At 72.2% G+C, this 16857-nt stretch carries 15 protein-coding genes and 1 riboswitch; of the genes, 12 read left to right on the forward strand and 3 right to left on the reverse strand.

The window, feature by feature from the left end; all coding sequences use genetic code 11:
• Positions 1-19 precede the first annotated feature (19 nt).
• A complete protein-coding gene (locus ACIQJT_RS00955) occupies positions 20-625 on the forward strand; it encodes an XRE family transcriptional regulator (protein ID WP_365454294.1) in 606 nt (201 codons plus the stop codon).
• Positions 622-744 (forward strand): DUF6126 family protein, encoded by a 123-nt coding sequence (locus ACIQJT_RS00960; RefSeq protein WP_053849724.1) that lies wholly within the window; start codon positions 622-624, stop codon positions 742-744. The genes ACIQJT_RS00955 and ACIQJT_RS00960 overlap by 4 nt, the downstream gene beginning before the upstream one ends.
• Before the next feature lie 51 nt (positions 745-795).
• Here ACIQJT_RS00960 and ACIQJT_RS00965 read toward each other — a convergent pair whose 3' ends face one another.
• Complete coding sequence (locus ACIQJT_RS00965) at positions 796-1593, reverse strand: tyrosine-protein phosphatase (protein WP_365454297.1); 798 nt, start codon at positions 1591-1593, stop codon at positions 796-798.
• A gap of 207 nt (positions 1594-1800) precedes the next feature.
• Between ACIQJT_RS00965 and ACIQJT_RS00970 the strand changes: the two genes are divergently transcribed.
• The 4 genes from ACIQJT_RS00970 to ACIQJT_RS00985 all read left to right on the forward strand — a co-directional run bounded on the left by ACIQJT_RS00970 (position 1801) and on the right by ACIQJT_RS00985 (position 7189).
• Complete coding sequence (locus ACIQJT_RS00970; protein ID WP_402638772.1) at positions 1801-3876, forward strand: alpha-galactosidase; 2076 nt, start codon at positions 1801-1803, stop codon at positions 3874-3876.
• A gap of 296 nt (positions 3877-4172) precedes the next feature.
• A riboswitch (cyclic di-AMP (ydaO/yuaA leader) is annotated at positions 4173-4343 on the forward strand.
• 4 nt (positions 4344-4347) lie between these two features.
• A complete protein-coding gene (locus tag ACIQJT_RS00975; RefSeq protein ID WP_402638774.1) occupies positions 4348-5298 on the forward strand; it encodes a peptidoglycan DD-metalloendopeptidase family protein in 951 nt (316 codons plus the stop codon).
• Between the two features lie 234 nt (positions 5299-5532).
• The gene (locus tag ACIQJT_RS00980) at positions 5533-6258 is read left to right on the forward strand and encodes a DUF6250 domain-containing protein (RefSeq protein WP_402638777.1); all 726 of its coding nucleotides are present in this window, start codon (positions 5533-5535) and stop codon (positions 6256-6258) included.
• A 145-nt stretch (positions 6259-6403) separates the two neighbouring features.
• On the forward strand, positions 6404-7189 hold the full coding sequence (locus ACIQJT_RS00985) for an SGNH/GDSL hydrolase family protein (protein WP_402640033.1): 786 nt from the start codon (positions 6404-6406) through the stop codon (positions 7187-7189).
• A gap of 631 nt (positions 7190-7820) precedes the next feature.
• Here the strand turns inward: ACIQJT_RS00985 and ACIQJT_RS00990 are convergent.
• Both ACIQJT_RS00990 and ACIQJT_RS00995 read right to left on the reverse strand, forming a co-directional pair.
• Positions 7821-8429 carry a TetR/AcrR family transcriptional regulator gene (locus ACIQJT_RS00990; RefSeq protein ID WP_365454312.1) on the reverse strand — a complete coding sequence of 203 codons (609 nt, stop codon included), beginning with the start codon at positions 8427-8429 and terminating at the stop codon, positions 7821-7823.
• Between the two features lie 48 nt (positions 8430-8477).
• Entirely contained in the window at positions 8478-9656 is a 1179-nt protein-coding gene (locus tag ACIQJT_RS00995) for a Glu/Leu/Phe/Val dehydrogenase dimerization domain-containing protein (RefSeq protein WP_402638780.1), read from the reverse strand.
• 176 nt (positions 9657-9832) lie between these two features.
• Here ACIQJT_RS00995 and ACIQJT_RS01000 point away from each other — a divergent pair, with 176 nt between their 5' ends.
• The 6 genes from ACIQJT_RS01000 (at position 9833) to ACIQJT_RS01025 (ending at position 16854) form a co-directional block, all read left to right on the forward strand.
• Entirely contained in the window at positions 9833-11008 is a 1176-nt protein-coding gene (locus ACIQJT_RS01000; protein WP_402638783.1) for an MBL fold metallo-hydrolase, read from the forward strand.
• Between the two features lie 950 nt (positions 11009-11958).
• Positions 11959-14763 carry an ATP-binding protein gene (locus ACIQJT_RS01005; RefSeq protein WP_402638787.1) on the forward strand — a complete coding sequence of 935 codons (2805 nt, stop codon included), beginning with the start codon at positions 11959-11961 and terminating at the stop codon, positions 14761-14763.
• A gap of 68 nt (positions 14764-14831) precedes the next feature.
• Positions 14832-15266: a roadblock/LC7 domain-containing protein gene (locus ACIQJT_RS01010; RefSeq protein WP_365454324.1), complete on the forward strand. Its 435-nt coding sequence runs from the start codon at positions 14832-14834 to the stop codon at positions 15264-15266.
• 2 nt (positions 15267-15268) lie between these two features.
• Positions 15269-15640 (forward strand): DUF742 domain-containing protein, encoded by a 372-nt coding sequence (locus tag ACIQJT_RS01015; RefSeq protein WP_037716095.1) that lies wholly within the window; start codon positions 15269-15271, stop codon positions 15638-15640.
• A complete protein-coding gene (locus tag ACIQJT_RS01020; RefSeq protein WP_007386183.1) occupies positions 15618-16217 on the forward strand; it encodes an ATP/GTP-binding protein in 600 nt (199 codons plus the stop codon). The genes ACIQJT_RS01015 and ACIQJT_RS01020 overlap by 23 nt, the downstream gene beginning before the upstream one ends.
• 58 nt (positions 16218-16275) lie before the next feature.
• Positions 16276-16854, forward strand: a complete 579-nt coding sequence (locus ACIQJT_RS01025) for a GAF domain-containing protein (RefSeq protein ID WP_402638790.1) — start codon at positions 16276-16278, stop codon at positions 16852-16854.
• Positions 16855-16857 lie beyond the last annotated feature (3 nt).

The raw sequence follows: 16857 nt of genomic DNA on the forward strand, positions 1-16857 counted from the left end.
ACTCCGGCTCAATGGAGGTATGACCTCCCCGGAAGCCTTCACGGAGCTGCCCTCGGTGGCTCCCCAGCTTCGCGCACTGCGCCGTCGTGCCTCCCTCACCCTGGAGGCCGCGGCCGGTGCCGCGGGGCTGTCACCCGCCCATCTCTCCCGGCTGGAGACCGGACAGCGCCAGCCCTCGCTGCCGATGCTGCTCGCGCTGGCCCGTATCTACGGTACGACGGTCTCGGAACTTCTCGGTGAGACCGCGGCCGACCGGGACGCCGTGGTCCGCGCCGCCGACATGGAACCCACCGAGGCGGGCGGCTGGACGTACTTCCAGGCGGGCGCGGCCGGCCGGGGGATGCAGGCCCTGCGGGTGCAGGTGCCGCACGGCTCCCAGGGCGACATCGTGCGGGTGCATCCCGGCGAGGAATGGCTGTACGTCCTCAAGGGGCGGCTCCGGCTCCGCCTCGGGGACTCCACGCACCGGCTGGGCCCGGGCGACAGCGCGCACTTCGACTCGCTGACCCCGCACCGCATCGCCGCCCAGGATCCCGACGGCGTCGAGCTCCTGTTCGTCCACACCCTGTTGCAGAGCCCCACGGCCACGCTGTGCCTGGGCCCCACCCCTGGAGAGACGTCATGAGTGACATGGAGGAGAAGTTCCCCCGCGCCCTGTGGGTGCGCCTCATCATCTACCTGGCCGTCGGCCACGTCTTCGCGGCCTTCATCTACTTGCTCTTCGAGGTGGGAGCCGGGCAGTAGCGGCCGTACGGTTCCTCTTCTGGGGGGAGGGGGCAGGGGCGGCGCTGCCGGTCAGTCGAGCAGGCGCTCGCGCAGCCGCTCACGGATCTCGGGAGTCAGGCCGAGCCCTTCCTCCAGATAGGCGTCGACGCCGCCCCATGTCTCCTCGATGGTGTCGAAGGCCGCCGTCAGGTACTCGGCGCGGGCCTCGAACAGGGGGCTGAGCAGCTCCATGACCTCGGGGGAGTAGGCGTCGGCGGAGGTGCTGGTGCGGCGGACCTTGTAGCGCCGGTGCTTGGCGTTCGACTCCAGGTAGTCGGCGATGATCGCCTCGCGCTCCACGCCCAGGGCGAGCAGGGTCACCGCGACGGACAGCCCGGCGCGGTCCTTGCCGGCCGCGCAGTGCATGAGGGCGGGCACGCTGTCCTCGGCGAGGGAGCGCAGCACCTGGGCGTGCTCGGCGGTGCGCTCCTTGATCATCGTGCGGTAGGAGTTGATCATGCGGTCCGCGGCCTTGCCGTCGCCGAGAAGCTCGCGGAGCTGCTCTATGTCGCCGTCGCGGACCATCTTCCAGAACCAGGTCCCCTCCGCCGGGTCGCTCAGCGGCAGGTTCACATTGGTGACCCCCGGCAGCTCGACGTCGGGGCCCTCCAGCTTCTGGTCCGCCGCGTTGCGGAAGTCGAAGATCGTGTGCAGCCCCAGGGAGGCGAGGAAGGCCGCGTCGTCCTCGGTCGCGTGCGCGAGGTGACCGCTGCGGAACAGCACTCCGTGCCGCACCCGCCGCCCGTCCGCCGTCGGCAGTCCGCCCACGTCGCGGAAGTTCCGGACTCCTGCCAGTTCGGGTTCGGTCGACGGGATCTGCTGCGTCACGGGGGCTCCTCCCAGCCGGGCTCCGCCGACGCGGCTCGTCGGCGGGGCACGTCCTCGACGATACGACATGGATTCCTGGGCCAATGAGTTGTCCACAGGGCCGGTAATGACTTGTCCACAGCCATTGCAGCCAGGGCCGTCCGCCCTTGATGATGTTGGGGCCTGAGCGCCCCTGTTGGCACCTGTTCGGATCTGTGAGGAAGCACCATGCTGGAGATCGCCGAGAACGGCCGTACGTGGATTCTGTCCGGGCCGGCCAGCAGTTACGCCCTGCACCTCACCGCCGAGGACGAGCTGCTGCACCTGCACTGGGGGCCGAGGATCGCCCTGGCCGACGCCGAGGCCCTCGCCGTGAGTCCGCTGCCCGAGTACTGGCCCTTCGAGTCCCCGCTGGACGGCCGCGAGGAGTACCCCGTCGAGGGCGGTCCCCGCTTCACCCGACCCGCCCTGTCCGTCCGCACCGACGAGCGGCGCGGCACCGAGTGGAGCTTCGAGGCGTACGACACCGAGGGCGACGAGCTGCGGCTGCGGTTCCGCGACGGCGGACTCACCGTCACGCTGCACTACCGGATGCGCGACGACGTCCTGGAGCGCTGGGTGACCCTCGACAACCAGGGCCCGGCCCCGGTCGAGCTGCTGCGCGCCGACTCCGCCACCTGGACCCTGCCCGACCGCGAGGACGGCTGGCGGCTCTCCCAGCTGCACGGCCGCTGGGCCGCCGAGTCCCTGCTCACCCGAACCCCCCTCACCTACGGCGAGAAGGTCATCGGCAGCCGTCGCGGCCACACCGGGCACCAGCACCTGCCGTGGGTCGCGCTCGACACCGACGCCACCGAGGAGCGGGGCGAGGTCTACGGCGTCGCCCTCGGCTGGTCGGGTTCCTGGCGCATCGCCGTGGCGCAACTGCCCGACGCGCGCGTGCAGATCACCGGCGGCGCCGGACACGACGACTCGGGGCTGCTCCGGCTGGCGGCCGGGGAGTCCTTCACGACGCCCGTCTTCGCGGGCCTCTGGAGCGACGCCGGCCACGGCGGCGCGAGCCGCGCCTGGCACGCCTACCAGCGGGCGTACGTCATCCCGGACGCGGACCAGGACCGGCCCGTGCTGTTCAACTCCTGGGAGGCCACGAACTTCGACATCTCCGAGGAGCAGCAGGGCACCCTCGCCCGGCGGGCCGCGGCGATCGGTGTCGAGCTGTTCGTGGTCGACGACGGCTGGTTCGGCGCCCGCACCAGCGACCGGGCCGGCCTCGGCGACTGGGTGCCCAACCCCGACCGGTTCCCCTCCGGCCTCAAGCCGCTCGGTGACCAGGTGCACGCGCTCGGCATGCAGTTCGGCATCTGGGTCGAGCCGGAGATGATCAACCCGGACAGTGAGCTGTACCGCGCCCACCCGGACTGGGTGCAGTTCCAGACAGGACGAAAGCGGACGGAGTTCCGCAACCAGCTCGTGCTGAACCTCGCGCGCGAGGACGTCCAGGAGTACCTCTGGGAGCAGCTCGACACCCTGCTCTCCTCGGCCCCGATCGACTACGTGAAGTGGGACTTCAACCGCTGCTTCACCGATGCGGGCTGGCCAGGCGACGCCTACCCGCAGCGCCTGTGGGTCGACCATGTGCGCGGCTTCTACGCCCTCCTGGACCGGTTGCGGGAGGCCCACCCGGGCGTGGCCTTCGAGTCCTGCTCCGGGGGTGGCGGCCGGATCGACCTCGGGGTGCTCAGCCGCACCGACCAGGTGTGGACCTCGGACAACACCGACCCCCTGGACCGGCTCGCCATCCAGCACGGCTTCAGCCAGATCCATCCCGCGCGAGTGATGGCCGCCTGGGTCACCGACAGCCCCAACACCCAGCTCAACGGCAGGGTGAGCTCGCTGCGGTTCCGGTTCGTGAGCGCCATGGCCGGAGTGCTGGGAGTCGGCGGGGACCTCACGGAGTGGACCGACGAGGAGCTTGCCGAAGCCCGTCGGTGGGTGGACCTCTACAAGGAGATCCGGCCCGTGGTGCAGCGCGGCGACCTCCACCGCCTGCGGCCTCCGAGGGGCGGGCTGAGCGCGGTGCAGTACGTCCTCGGGGACGAGACCGTCGTTCTCGCCTGGCTCCAGGCGCAGTCGTACGGCGAGCCCGTCCCCGCGCTGCGGCTGCGCGGACTGGACCCGACAGCGACGTATGAATGCCTCGAAACGGGTGAAGTGCACCGAGGGGGCGTACTGCTGCATCACGGACTTCGTACCGGTTTGCGCGGAGATCTCGATGCGGCTGTTATCCGGCTGCGCCTCATCTAGGGCATCTGTCCTGTTTGGTGCTTTGCGCCCAACTCCGCTCAGGATGAGGGGCCCTGTGAATTCGTGGCGTGAGCAGCGTCATATCCGTGACGGTGCGTCGCGCGTCATGTTCACGTAATTCATGGGCCCCTCAAGGGGATTTGGCTGGGTGAAGGGTGCCCTATTCACGCAGGGTGACCGGTAATTCCCATGAGGGATCAACGGAAACGCCCGCACGGGCAACCCCTCACTTGTCCCTTTGCGTCTTGCTCGTTTACGTTCGCCACCGATCCGGTCGGACGCCCAATCCTGCCGCCGAACGGATTCCGCACATCCACTCACCCGTGTACGGCAGGAGCGGGGGACCCACAGGCACAACCGCCTGTTCCGGTCTCCGGAACAGGCTAGGGGTCAAGTCGCGTCTCGGCGCGGCCGAGCATCTCCAGCTCGCACCCGACAGCTCACCTCGCAGGCGCCGGAGAGGAATTCGTCATGCCCGCGAAGGGTAAGCACCGCCGTCCGAAGTCCCAGCGCTTCGCCCGCTCGATCGCCGTCGCCGGAACCGGGGGCGCCGCGCTCGCCCTCCCGCTCATGGGGGCCACCGGAGCGCACGCCGCGCCTTCCCAGTCCGTTTCGGAAAAGGCCGTTCAGTCGCTTCCGGTCACGCAGAAGTCCGTTGAAAAGACGGCCGCGAAGAAGGACAGCGCGAAGACCGCGACCGTGCGCACCTATTCGGTGCGGGTCGGCGACTATCTCTCGAAGATCGCCGACGAGCAGCACGTCAGTGGTGGCTGGAAGAAGCTGTACGCCGAAAATCGTGAGGCCGTCGGTGACGACCCGTCGCTGATCCACCCCGGTCTGAAGCTCTCGATCGGCAAGAAGGCCAAGACGGGCGCCACGAAGTCCCAGTCGTCCTCTTCGTCTTCCTCGGCGAAGACCGAGAAGGCGAAGACCCAGAAGGCGGAGGCGAAGAAGTCCTCGTCCGCCAAGCCTGCGACCGCCACCCAGAGCACCCGGAGTGCGACCACCGCCGGCGGCTTCACGCTTCCGGTCAGCGGTGCCACCGTCGGCACCGGGTACCGCGTCTCGGGCAGCATGTGGTCCAGCGGCTACCACACCGGCGTCGACTTCGTCGTCCCGACCGGCACCTCCCTCAAGGCCGTGGGCGCGGGCACCGTCGTCTCCGCGGGCTGGGGCGGCGCCTACGGCAACCAGGTCGTCATCAAGCTGGCCGACGGCTACTACGCGCAGTACGCCCACCTGTCCCAGCTCTCCGTCTCGGCCGGCCAGGCCGTGACCGCGGGCCAGCAGATCGGCCTCTCGGGGGCGACCGGCAACGTGACCGGCCCGCACCTGCACTTCGAGATCCGCACCACGCCGGACTACGGCTCCGACGTGGACCCGGTCGCCTACCTCCGTTCGAAGGGCGTCGCCGTCGGCTGACGACGCCTCATGTGCCACCGAAGGCCGGACCCCGATCCCCGGGTCCGGCCTTCGGTGTGTGCGGGGAGAGCGCTGCGGCTGTACCGGCCTGCGGTTTCATGATCGCTTCGTTGCGTTCTTGTGGCGGGCGCGCTCGGGGCGTCGACAGGCGGGGGAGGGGCGGGGCACAGTGAACTCCATTGCCGCGCAAGCGCTTTCTGGGGATCCAGTCCCTGCACGAAAGGACCGTCCGCCATGACGACCACGCGTAGAGCCTTCGGAGCCCTCGCCGCCGGTGCCGCCCTGGCGGCCCTCGCCCCCGCGGCCCCCGCGAGCGCCGCGGGTGCCGCGCCTCGCCACCGCCGCCTCCTCGCCCATGACGACTTCCGGCACGGCCTCGCCCGCTGGGCCGTGGAACTGGAGCAGGGCGGCACGGTCACCGCGCGGCGCGGGATCCTGGAGGTCGACGTGCCGGCCGGTGCGACGATCTGGTTCCGGCAGCCGCTCGAAGGGCCGTACGTCCTGGAGTACACCGCCACGCCCGTGTCCGCGGGCGGGGTCAACGACCGGGTGTCCGACCTGAACAACTTCTGGAACGCGGTCGACGTCCGGTCCCCCGACGACCTCTTCGCCACCCACCGGAGCGGGGCGCTCGCGGAGTACGACCACCTGAAGACGTACTACTCCGGCTACGGCGCCAACTACAACACCACGACACGGCTGCGCCGCTACGTCGGTGAACCGGGCGTACGGCCCCTGGTCCTCGACTACACCGAACCGCTGCTGGTGGCGAACGAGCCGAACCGGGTGCGGATCGTCTCCGACGGTTCCACGGTGCGGTGGTGGAACAACGGGCGGCTCGTCTTCGACCACGTCGACCCGGAGCCGTACACGCGCGGGCACTTCGCGTTCCGGACCACCTGGAGCCACTTCCGGATCAGCGACTTCAGGGTGTGGCGGTCGCAGCGTCAACATTCCTGATGAGAGGCCTATTCCTGGTTTGCCCAACACTTTAGGAGTGGCTTATCTCACCGCCCGTCAAGCTCTTCCTACGGTCGCGTAGGTCACATTCGAAGGTGAATCATGAACGGCTGTGGCAGACGATTCGAAGAATGACAGCAGCTCAGTGATCGGGTCGTACGTGGCGGTGGGGGACAGCTTCACCGAGGGCGTCGGCGACCCCGGCCCCGACGGGGCGTTCGTCGGCTGGGCCGACCGGTTCGCGGTGCTTCTCGCCGACCGGCGCCCCGAGGGCGACTTCAGGTACAGCAATCTCGCCGTCCGCGGGAAGCTCCTCGACCAGATCGTCGAGGACCAGGTTCCGCAGGCCGTCGAACTGGCGCCGGACCTGGTGTCGTTCTGCGCCGGCGGCAACGACATCATCCGGCCCGGTACCGATCCCGACGAGGTCGCCGAGCGCTTCGAGCGGGCCGTCGCCCGGCTCACGCAGGCGTGCGGCACGGTCATGGTGACGACCGGCTTCGACACCCGAGGCGTGCCCGTGCTCAAGCATCTGCGCGGCAAGATCGCCACGTACAACGGACATGTGCGGGCCGTCGCCGACCGGTACGGGTGCCCGGTGCTCGACCTGTGGTCCCTGAAGACCGTCCAGGACCGGCGGGCCTGGGACAACGACCGGCTGCACCTCTCTCCCGAGGGGCACACGCGCGTGGCGCTCCGCGCGGGACAGGTGCTGGGACTGGAGGTCCCGGCGGACCCTGACCAGCCCTGGCCGCCACTGCCTCCGCGCGGGACGCTGGACGTGCGGCGGGACGACGTGCACTGGGCGCGCGAGTACCTGGTGCCGTGGATCGGGCGCCGGCTGCGGGGGGAGTCCTCCGGGGACCATGTGACGGCGAAGGGTGTGCTGTCGCCGGACGACATCAAGACGCGGATCGCGCAAGTGGCCTGAGGCATGGGTGAGGCCCGTGCGCCGGGCCCGTGTGCCCTGGGGGAGTGGTCGGAGCGTGGGCGGGGCGCCCGGTGGGCGTTCCGCAGCGCACGGTCGGCTGGGCGGGCTCCGTGGGGGCAGGTGGCTCGAAGCGCGGGCGGTGCCGGTGCCTGGGCCGGGGTGGGCGCGTCCGGCGTTCGTGTGGGGGCCTTGTGCCGCCGCCTGGGCCATGTGTGGTTGCTGGGCGGGCGTCGAAGCGCGGAGTGGTTGAGACGTGCGGGCTGCTGGTGTGTCGCGGGCCGGGGCGGGGTGCGTACGGCTTCCGTGGCGGGGGTCCGGCGGGGGTTTCGCATGCGTGTGGTCGCTAGGGCGGGCCATGTGGGGTGAAGTGGTCCCAGCTGTGGGTTCTGCGGGTTCTGCGGGTTCCTGGTCCGGGGCGGGTTGTGTTCGGCGCCGGTGTGGGGCCTTGTGCGGGCGTCCGGGTCGTGTGCGGTTGCCTGGGCGGGCTCGTGGCGTGAAGTGGCTTGAGGCGTGCGTGGTGCCGGTGTGCATGGCTTGAGGCGTGAGTGGCGCCTGTGTGCCAGGGCTCGGGCGGGGTGCCCCCGGAGGCCGTGTCGGGGCGGCCGCCGGGCGTCCCGGCTGCGTGTCGGCGCTACGCGGGCTTCGCGGGGTCCAGTCCGAGTTCTCGTGACAGGGCCTCGTCCACCCACTCCTGGGCCCGGTACCTGGCCACCGCGCCCGCGTAGGACGTCAGTTGGACGGCCAGGCCGTCCAGGAGGGCGGTCAGGCGCAGGGCGGTGGCCTCCGGATCCGGGCAGTGGAACTCGCCCGCCGCCACGCCCTCGGCGATCACCTCCGTGAGCGCCGCCTTCCACCGTCTGTCGAGGTCGCGGGTGACCTCCCGGAGCGCCGGATCGCGCAGGGCCACCGCCCAGCCCTCGATCCACAGGCGCCAGCCCTTGGCCTGGCCCGTCGGGGCGTACCAGCGCACGGCCGACCGGAGCCGGCGGAGAGCGCTGGTCCGGCGGCCGAGGAGCTTGCGCAGACGGGCCAGGTCTTCCTCGGCGGCGTAGGTGAACGCGGCGGCGACCAACTGCTCCTTGGAGGAGAAGTGGTAGAGCACCAGGGCGTTGCTCACCCCGAGCGCCGAGGCCACGTCGGCGATCCTGACGGCCGCCACGCCCCGCGCCTCGATCTGCTCGATGGCGGCCCGCAGCAGCTCCTCGCGCCGCTCGGCCACCGTCAACCGCACTCTCGCCACGGGGTCACCCTAGTCCGTCCCCTGTGCGGCACCGCCTGACGGGCCAGGTCAGCGGTACCGGCCGAACCGCTCCGCGATCACCGGCAACCGGTCAGCGACCAGCGCGTGCGCGGCGGCCCGCGGCGAGATGCCGTCGGTCTCCGCGCGCGCCAGCACCTGCCCGACCAAGGCGCGCATGGACCGTCGTACGTGTGCGAAGGCCTCGTCCGCGTCCGGGCCGATGTCGCCGAACAGGGTCCACCACCACCAGGCGTTCGTGCCGGAGTTGACCACCACGTCCGGCAGCACGGTCACCCCGCGCCCGGCCAGCAGGGCCTCCGCCGCGGGCAGCACGGGCATATTGGCCGCCTCGACGATCCAACGGGCCCGGACCCGCTCCTGGTTTCCGGTGTCGATCGCGTACGACACCGCCGCGGGCACGAGTACCTCCGCGTCCAGGGAAAGCCAGGCATCGCCCGGCAGTTCGCGGTCGTCGGAGCGGAGCGCGGCGCGGTCCACGGTGCCGTGGGCGTCCCGGGCGGCCAGCAGCGCCTCGACGTCGAGCCCCGCCGGGTTGAAGACCGTGCCCTTGATGTCGGCGACGGCCACGACCGTGAGCCCCGCGCGCGTGAGGAAGCGGGCCGTGGCCCCGCCCATGGTGCCGAGTCCTTGCACGGCCACGCGCGTGCCCGCGTACGGAACTCCGGCCGAGTCCAGGGCCGTGAGCACCGACTCGGCCACCCCGCAGCCGCCCGCCAGGGCGTCCAGCCCGATGCCGTCCACCTCCACGGCGAACGCGTCCGCGAGCCGCCGCCGGGCCGCGGCCTCGTCGTCGAGCAGCGGATAGACCGCCTGGATCGAGGAGATCAGGCCGGCCTCCGCGGCGGCCCGGTCCACCAGGTCCTGGCTGAGCCCGAGATCCTCGCCGGTCGTCCAGAAGTTCTCGATGTACGGCCGCACGGCCCGCAGGTAGCGCACGAGCAGGCCGTACGCCTCCGGGTCCCGGGGGTCGCAGTCGATGCCGCCCTTCGCCCCGCCCAGCGGGACGTACCGGGCCGCGGGGTCGTAGTGCAGGGCCTCCTTCATGGTCATGCCGCGGGCGAGCCCGGCGACTTCGTCCAGCGTGCAGCCCGGGCGCATCCGCAGACCTCCGCTGGCGACACCCCGCACCAGCCGGTCGACGACCAGGAAGCCCTGGCGGCCGGTGACGTGGTCGGTCCAGGTGAGCGACAGCAAGGGGGTGGTCACACGGGCTCCGGTACGGGCGGACGGCTACTGAACGGGGAGTCAGTATTGGCATCCGGCCGAACCCTGTCAACGTGATCGGCTCCGGCGGCGTCCTCACGGGTGTGACCGGGCAGACCCCGGCACTGTCAGAGGGGCGGACCATAATGGATGCCTCAGCGACTCCACCTGGAGGTACCGTGACCGGCTTCCGTCCCCTGAGCTCCGGGCTCCGCGCGCTGCAGCCCGCGGCCTTCGGTGCGGACCCGAGCGGTGAGCGCATGGCGCGCATCCGTAGATCCCCCCACTTCGCGGACGGTGTCTTCCAGAACCCCGGCGGAACCGCCCGGACCCGGCCCGAGGGGTCGGCGCTGGAGTTCGCCAAGACCTTCTTCGACAGCGACGGACGGCGGCAGCGGGCTCCCGAAGGCCGGATCCCCGTGCACGCCACGACCCTCGCCGACCTCTCCAGGCCCCCCGCCACCGGGCTGCGGCTGACCTGGATGGGGCACTCCAGCGTGCTCGCGGAGATCGACGGGCGACGGGTTCTGTTCGACCCCGTGTGGGGTGAGCGGTGCTCCCCGTTCCCCTTCGCCGGGCCCCGGCGGCTGCACCCCGTGCCCCTGCCGCTCGCCGCGCTCGGGCCGGTCGACGTCGTCGTCATCTCCCACGACCACTACGACCACCTCGACATGCCCACGATCAAGGAACTGGCCGGCACGGACACCGTCTTCGCCGTGCCGCTCGGCGTGGGCGCCCACCTCGAGCACTGGGGCGTGTCCGCGGACCGGCTCCGCGAGCTGGACTGGCACGAGTCGACCCAGGTCGCCGGGCTGACGCTGACGGCCACCCCGGCACGGCACTTCTGCGGGCGGGGGCTGCGGAACACCCAGCACACGCTGTGGGCGTCGTGGGTCGTCGCGAGTGGGGAGCACCGGATCTACCACAGCGGTGACACCGGCTACTTCGAGGGGTTCAAGGACATCGGCGCGGCCTTCGGGCCCTTCGACGCCACGATGATCCAGCTCGGCGCCTACTCGGAGTTCTGGCCGGACATCCACATGACGCCCGAGGAGGCCGTGCGGTCCCATCTGGACCTGCAGGGCGGGGACGCGGCCGAAGGCGTGCTGCTGCCGATCCACTGGGGCACCTTCAACCTCGCGACGCATCCCTGGGCGGAGCCCGCCGAGCAGACGATGCTGCTGTCCCACAAGGCCGGGGTCGCCCTGGCCACGCCTCGGCCCGGTGAGCCGTTCGAGCCGGGGGCGGTCCCGGCGGTCGATCCGTGGTGGCGGGGCGTGGCCAGGGCGCCTGTCGGGGGATGGGCCGAGTTGCCGACGGTTGTGGGGGAGCCGGAGCCGTCGGCCGAGCGGTGAGTTGAGAGCGGGGGGCGACGCCGGTACCTGTGCGGCGCTGGGTTCGGTGGAAGGCCTGTCCCCGCGGCCCTGCCCGCCCCACCCCCGGCCGGCACCGCAACCCGCCCAGCGTCGGACCCAGCGCCGGGCAGTGCCGCTGCGGTCGACCGGACGGTCCGTGACTTGCCGTGCCGAGGGATTCCGACAGCCGTGCCCGGCCCCGTACCGGGATCCCGCCGCTGACGTGACCACCGGCACCCCGCCGGCCGCCCTCGGCATCCTCGCGGGCCGCGCCGACCGGGCGGAAGCCGACGGCCCTGAGGCCCGCGATCAGTTCGACGGCCGCCGTCGCGTGCGTTGGTCCCGCCTCGGTCCCACCTCGGTTCCGTCATCGGGACGGGCCCCCGCAGCGTGGCCCGGTGGGCTTGGACGCCGACACGGTCAGTGACGATCCGGAAGGCTCGGGCCAAGGCTCCGGAGGGGTGCCGGAGGGCCTGCCGTACCCGCGAGGCGGGGCGGTGCGACGACCGAGGCGCGCCTACGCGCCGGGTGTCTCGTCGGCCGCGCGTGACCGGTTCTGACCAGGGCTGATCGGTATTCACTCGTTCGAGGGTGCCCAGTGGGTCGGGTTGTCGTTCTGTCGTGCGAGTCCTCATACCAGAGCGGGACGCTCCACGGGCGAGTTTGTCAACTGCCGCTCGCACATGATGCGTTGGCGACTACTGTGAGTGTCCGCCGGGCGACGAGGTGTTGAAGTCTTCGGTTCTCTCGACCGGTACGCCATGACGCATGCCCACGGCGAACAGCCGAGGTGCGGGAAGGAGGGAGGCGACGCGCCGGTGACCGACGACCATGCCGCCGCACGAGCCGCCCGGAAGCCCGTAGGGGCACACGCCGGAGCCCGCCGACCCGGGCCGGCCGGCCCGGAGCCCTCCGGTCAACAGGACCGACGGACCAGTACAAGGACACCGATGTCTCACCTCCGCGCACCGGCCGCACGCGCAGACCGCCGCGAGGGCGGGCGGCACGGGCGGCCGGTCGCCCGTCCCGCCCCCTCGCTGCCTGAGACGCACATACGGCCGCAACTGCTGCGGCTGGCCGTGCTCCCGCCCATCGCGGTCGCCCTCAGCGGCTGCGCGGCCGTCCTGTTCACCGTCCGCTCCACCGGGGCCCAGCCCAGCCTCGTCCTGTGGGGTGTCCTGGCCGGCGCGGTCTCGGTGACCCTCGCGGGCATCCTCATCGCCGCCGTCGCGGCCGACCGCGCCGCGAAGACGGTGAGCGACCGCGTCGGAGCGCTGCGCCGCAGCAGCGCGCGCCGCGAGGCCGATCTGCGGGCCCTCGTCGAGGGACTGCGCCGCGGCGAGATCCCGTCCGCACGCACCCCGCGCGGCGGTCCGCCCGACGGCGCCGACGACTTCGAACTGCTCGCCGCCGACCTGGCCCGGGCCCACGACGGGGCCGTCACCGCCGTCGTCCAGGCCGCCCAGCTCTCCAGCCAGGCCGGCAGCGAACAGAAACTGGAGGTCTTCGTCAACCTCGCGCGGCGGCTCCAGTCGCTGGTGCACCGCGAGATCTCGATCCTCGACGAGCTGGAGAACGAGATCGAGGACCCCGACCTCCTGAAGGGGCTCTTCCACGTCGACCACCTCGCCACCCGGATCCGCCGGCACGCCGAGAACCTCGCCGTCCTCGGCGGTGCCGTCTCGCGCCGGCAGTGGAGCAACCCGGTCTCGATGACCGAGGTGCTGCGCTCCGCCATCGCCGAGGTCGAGCAGTACTCGCGGGTCAAGCTCGTGCCGCCGATCGACGGCACCCTGCGCGGGCACGCCGTCGCCGACGTCATCCACCTGCTCGCCGAACTGGTCGAGAACGCCACGGTGTTCTCGGCACCCCACACCCAGGTGCTGCTGCGCGCCAACCTCGTGACCTCCGGGCTCGCCGTGGAGGTCGAGGACCGCGGGCTCGGCATGCCGGTCGCCGAGCAGCACCGGATGAACGCCCTGCTGGCGGACCCGGACCAGGTCAACGTCGCCAGTCTGCTGGCGGACGGACGCATCGGGCTGTTCGTGGTCTCGCAGCTCGCGAAGCGGCACGGAATCCACGTCCGGCTCCAGTCCAACATCTACGGCGGTGTCCAGGCCGTCCTCGTCGTGCCGCAGACCCTGCTGGGTTCGGCGCCCGGAGCGATCGGAGCACAGCACCCGGAAGCGGCGGGGACGGGCGGCGCCGCCGGAGCGGCGGGGGCGGCCGTGGCACCGCGCGGGCCGGGCCAGGCACGGCCGGCGCACGAGGCACGGCACCGGGGAGCGCCCGCGGAGCCGCGCCCCGGAAGCGAACCGCAGCGGCGGGAGCACCGGGGCACGGAGTCCGGTCCGAACGGCAGTGCGGCGCCGGCGGCGAAGAACGGCACGATGGTTCCGCGGGGCGCCCGCCACGGACGCGACCGCCGCGAGCCAGGGGTGAACGGCAGTGGCCGCGCGGCGGGCCACGGTGGTCGTGTGCCGGGCGGCAGCGCGGACGTACCCGCCGGCGACGGGCCTGCGGCGGACGGCGGCGCGGCCGTGTCACGCCGTGGGGGACGTGGGCCTGGCGGCGGGCCTCTGCCCGGCGGCGATGGGTCCGCCCTGAACGGCGGCCCGGGCGTACCGGGTGCCGGCAGCCCGGTGTCCAGTGGAGCCTCACCGGCCCTTGGCAGCGGATCCGCGCTGAACGGTGGCCCGGCGGTGCCGGACGGCAGCGGCCCGGGGCACCTCGCGGGTGGGGCCGCGTCCGGTGGGAGTGGGGCCGGCGCCGGTCACGAGGGCACGGTGCCCGATCGGCAGCCCGGTGAGGGAGGCGGGCCCAACGGCGGAGCGCGTTCCGGGCGCCCCGCCCCGCTGCCCGTGCGCGGTGCCCGCGGGTCGCGGCCCACGCCCGCCGACGCCGTGCCCGGGATCAGGCCCGACGACCGGCCGCTGGTCGCGGAGCACGTGATCGCACCGCCCACCCCGCGCGCCGGGACCGTGCGCGGCACCATGGGCAAGCCCCAACTGCCCCGGCGCCGCGCCCAGGAGCACATCGCCCCGCAACTGCGCGGCGGACCGGCACCCCGGCAGGACGCCGAGCACCTCGCCGGTCACGACCCGGGACTGATGGCGGCCTTCCAGCGCGGGATCAGCCTCGCCGAGGCCCAGCAGCACCTGGAGTCGGATGACGGTGAACCGACCACGGCCGTGCCTCTGTCCCTGCCGGTGCCGTCGCCGCGTACGGAGGCCGACCACATGGTGTCCGGTCACACGGAGTCCGCCCACGTGGAGTCCGCCCACATGGAGTCCCCCCTCGTGGGGCCCGGCCCCACAGTGCCCGGCCACCCAGTGCCCGGCCACATGTCGCCCGGCCCCATGGAGGGCCCCCAACCCGCTGCCCGGGACGCGGCCGCCATGGAGTCCGCCCACATGGAGCCCACCCACACGGACCCTGCCCACATGGCTCCGGACCACCCGGACCCGGCGGCGACGGCCCGTCCGCACCGGGACACCGCCTATCCGGGCACGGACACCGGGGACCCCACAACCTCGGCGTCCGCCGCTCCGGAGTCCCGTCGCGCCCCGTCCCCCCACCCGTCCGCGTCCTTCGACTTCGCTATCGACCCGGACGCCCGCCGCACGGACGCCGCGCCGACGAGCGACGCCGCCCCTGACCCGACCTCCATGGAGCGGCCCCACATATCCGAGCCGCACGGCCTCGATCACGACCGCACCACCCCCCGGCACGACGGGAGCGCACCCGCCGGATGACCACCCCCGCGTTCACCCCACCCCCCAGCGCTCCCGCAGACCTTCGTACCTCAAGGAGTCGATCCACCATGGCGAGCGAAGCGCCGACCGGCCATGTATCCGATCTCGACTGGCTGATGAGCGGCCTCGTGCAGCGCGTGCCGCACACCAGGAGCGCGGTTCTGCTGTCCTGCGACGGACTCGTGAAGTCGGTCCACGGCCTCGACGGGGACAGCGCCGACCACATGGCGGCCCTGGCCTCCGGCCTGTACTCCCTCGGCCGCAGCGCGGGCGTCCGCTTCGGCGACGGCGGAGAGGTCCGCCAGGTCGTCGTCGAGCTCGACTCGACGCTGCTGTTCGTGACCACCGCCGGCTCCGGCACCTGTCTCGCCGTCCTGGCGGGACGCGAGGCCGACGCCGCCGTGCTCGGCTACGAGATGGCGATGCTCGTCAAGAGCGTGCGCCCCTACCTGGTGACCGCGCCCCGGCAGCACGCCGTCGATTCCCCGGCGATGAGGCCTTGAGCGTGGCGGCGGCCGGCGACGGGCCCTGGCTCGACGACGCGGCCGGGCGGCTGGTGCGGCCCTTCACGGTCAGCAACGGCCGCACCCGGCCGTCCATCGCGTTCGACCTGCTGTCGCACGTGATGGCCACCGGTGCCACCCCCATCGGCTACCTCGGCCCCGAGCACGCGCAGGCGCTCGACCTGTGCCGCGCGCCCGTCTCGGTCGCCGAGGTCGCCGCCCATCTCAAGCTGCCGGCGGTGGTCACCAAGGTGCTGCTGTCCGACCTCGTCGACTGCGGGGCGCTGACCACCAAGCCCCCCGAGTTCACCCACAACCCGACTGACCGGGCTCTTCTGGAGGCAGTGCTCGATGGACTACGACGACAGCTCTGATCCCTTCCCCACCGCACTGAAGATCCTGGTGGCGGGAGGGTTCGGGGTAGGCAAGACCACCTTCGTGGGTGCGGTCAGCGAGATCGCCCCCCTCAGCACGGAGGAACTGCTCACCACGGTCAGCGCCGCGACCGACAGCCTCGACGGCATCGAGAACAAGGTCGAGACGACGGTGGCCATGGACTTCGGCCGGATCACCCTCGACCCGGAGCACGTCCTGTACCTGTTCGGCACGCCCGGACAGGAGCGGTTCTGGTTCATGTGGGACGAGCTCTCCGAGGGCGCGCTCGGCGCAGTGATCCTCGCCGACACCCGCAGACTGGAGGACTGCTTCGCGGCCGTGGACTTCTTCGAGCAGCGCGGCCTCGGATTCATCGTCGCGATCAACGAGTTCGACGGGGGGTACCGCTACGACCCCGAGGAGGTCCGCGCCGCCATCGACCTCCCGCCGGAGATCCCGATCGTGCGCTGCGACGCCCGGATCTCCAGTTCCGGGGTGCAGACCCTGCTCACCCTCGTACGGCATCTCATCGCCCACAGCCCGGCGCCCGCGCCGAGCCACGGCGCCCACATGTGACCCCCGCACACACCGCCACGGAGCCGCACATGACCGACGTCGACAGCGACGGCCGCCCATGACCTACGACCCACCGCGCCCGGCTGGCCGGCTGCTGCTCACCCCGGAGGACAAGGAGGCCCCGGACCGGGCGCGACGGCTGCGCCTGCTCGGGCTGGGGGAGCATCCGGAGCCCGCCCTCGACACCTTCGCCGAGTGGCTCGCCGGGCACACGGGGGCGCCGTACGCGATGGTCAACTTCCTGGGTGAGCACCGGCAGTTCTTCGCCGGTCTCAGGATTCCGGCGGCCCGGCCCCCGGTGGACGGCGAGGAGGCCAAGCCGGAAGTGGGCCGCTATATGGCGCGCGATCATGGGTTCTGCCCCCATGTGGTCGCCCGCCGCAAGGCACTGGTCCTGGAGGACGTCCGTGACTACCCGCGGTTCGCGGGCAACCCGGTCGTCGACGAGTTCGGCATCCGCTCCTACCTGGGGGCCCCGCTCATCGACTCCACCGGGATGGTGCTGGGCACGGTGTGCGCGGCCGACGTGGAGCCGCGACCCTGGGGGAAGTCCGGCCTGGAGACCATCAAGTCGTCGGCGGCGGACCTGGTCGCGCGTCTGGAGCGACGACACGCCGACGGGCTCCCGGTGCTGTGACGG

The organism is Streptomyces sp. NPDC091972 (assembly GCF_044756385.1).
GTDB lineage: Bacteria > Actinomycetota > Actinomycetes > Streptomycetales > Streptomycetaceae > Streptomyces.

Coding starts and splice junctions, on each gene's coding strand:
- ACIQJT_RS00955 (WP_365454294.1), top strand. CDS start 20: ATGACCTCCCCGGAAGCCTTCACGGAGCTGCCCTCGGTGGCTCCCCAG.
- ACIQJT_RS00960 (WP_053849724.1), top strand. CDS start 622: ATGAGTGACATGGAGGAGAAGTTCCCCCGCGCCCTGTGGGTGCGCCTC.
- ACIQJT_RS00970 (WP_402638772.1), top strand. CDS start 1,801: ATGCTGGAGATCGCCGAGAACGGCCGTACGTGGATTCTGTCCGGGCCG.
- ACIQJT_RS00975 (WP_402638774.1), top strand. CDS start 4,348: ATGCCCGCGAAGGGTAAGCACCGCCGTCCGAAGTCCCAGCGCTTCGCC.
- ACIQJT_RS00980 (WP_402638777.1), top strand. CDS start 5,533: ATGACGACCACGCGTAGAGCCTTCGGAGCCCTCGCCGCCGGTGCCGCC.
- ACIQJT_RS01005 (WP_402638787.1), top strand. CDS start 11,959: ATGTCTCACCTCCGCGCACCGGCCGCACGCGCAGACCGCCGCGAGGGC.
- ACIQJT_RS01010 (WP_365454324.1), top strand. CDS start 14,832: ATGGCGAGCGAAGCGCCGACCGGCCATGTATCCGATCTCGACTGGCTG.
- ACIQJT_RS01020 (WP_007386183.1), top strand. CDS start 15,618: ATGGACTACGACGACAGCTCTGATCCCTTCCCCACCGCACTGAAGATC.
- ACIQJT_RS01025 (WP_402638790.1), top strand. CDS start 16,276: ATGACCTACGACCCACCGCGCCCGGCTGGCCGGCTGCTGCTCACCCCG.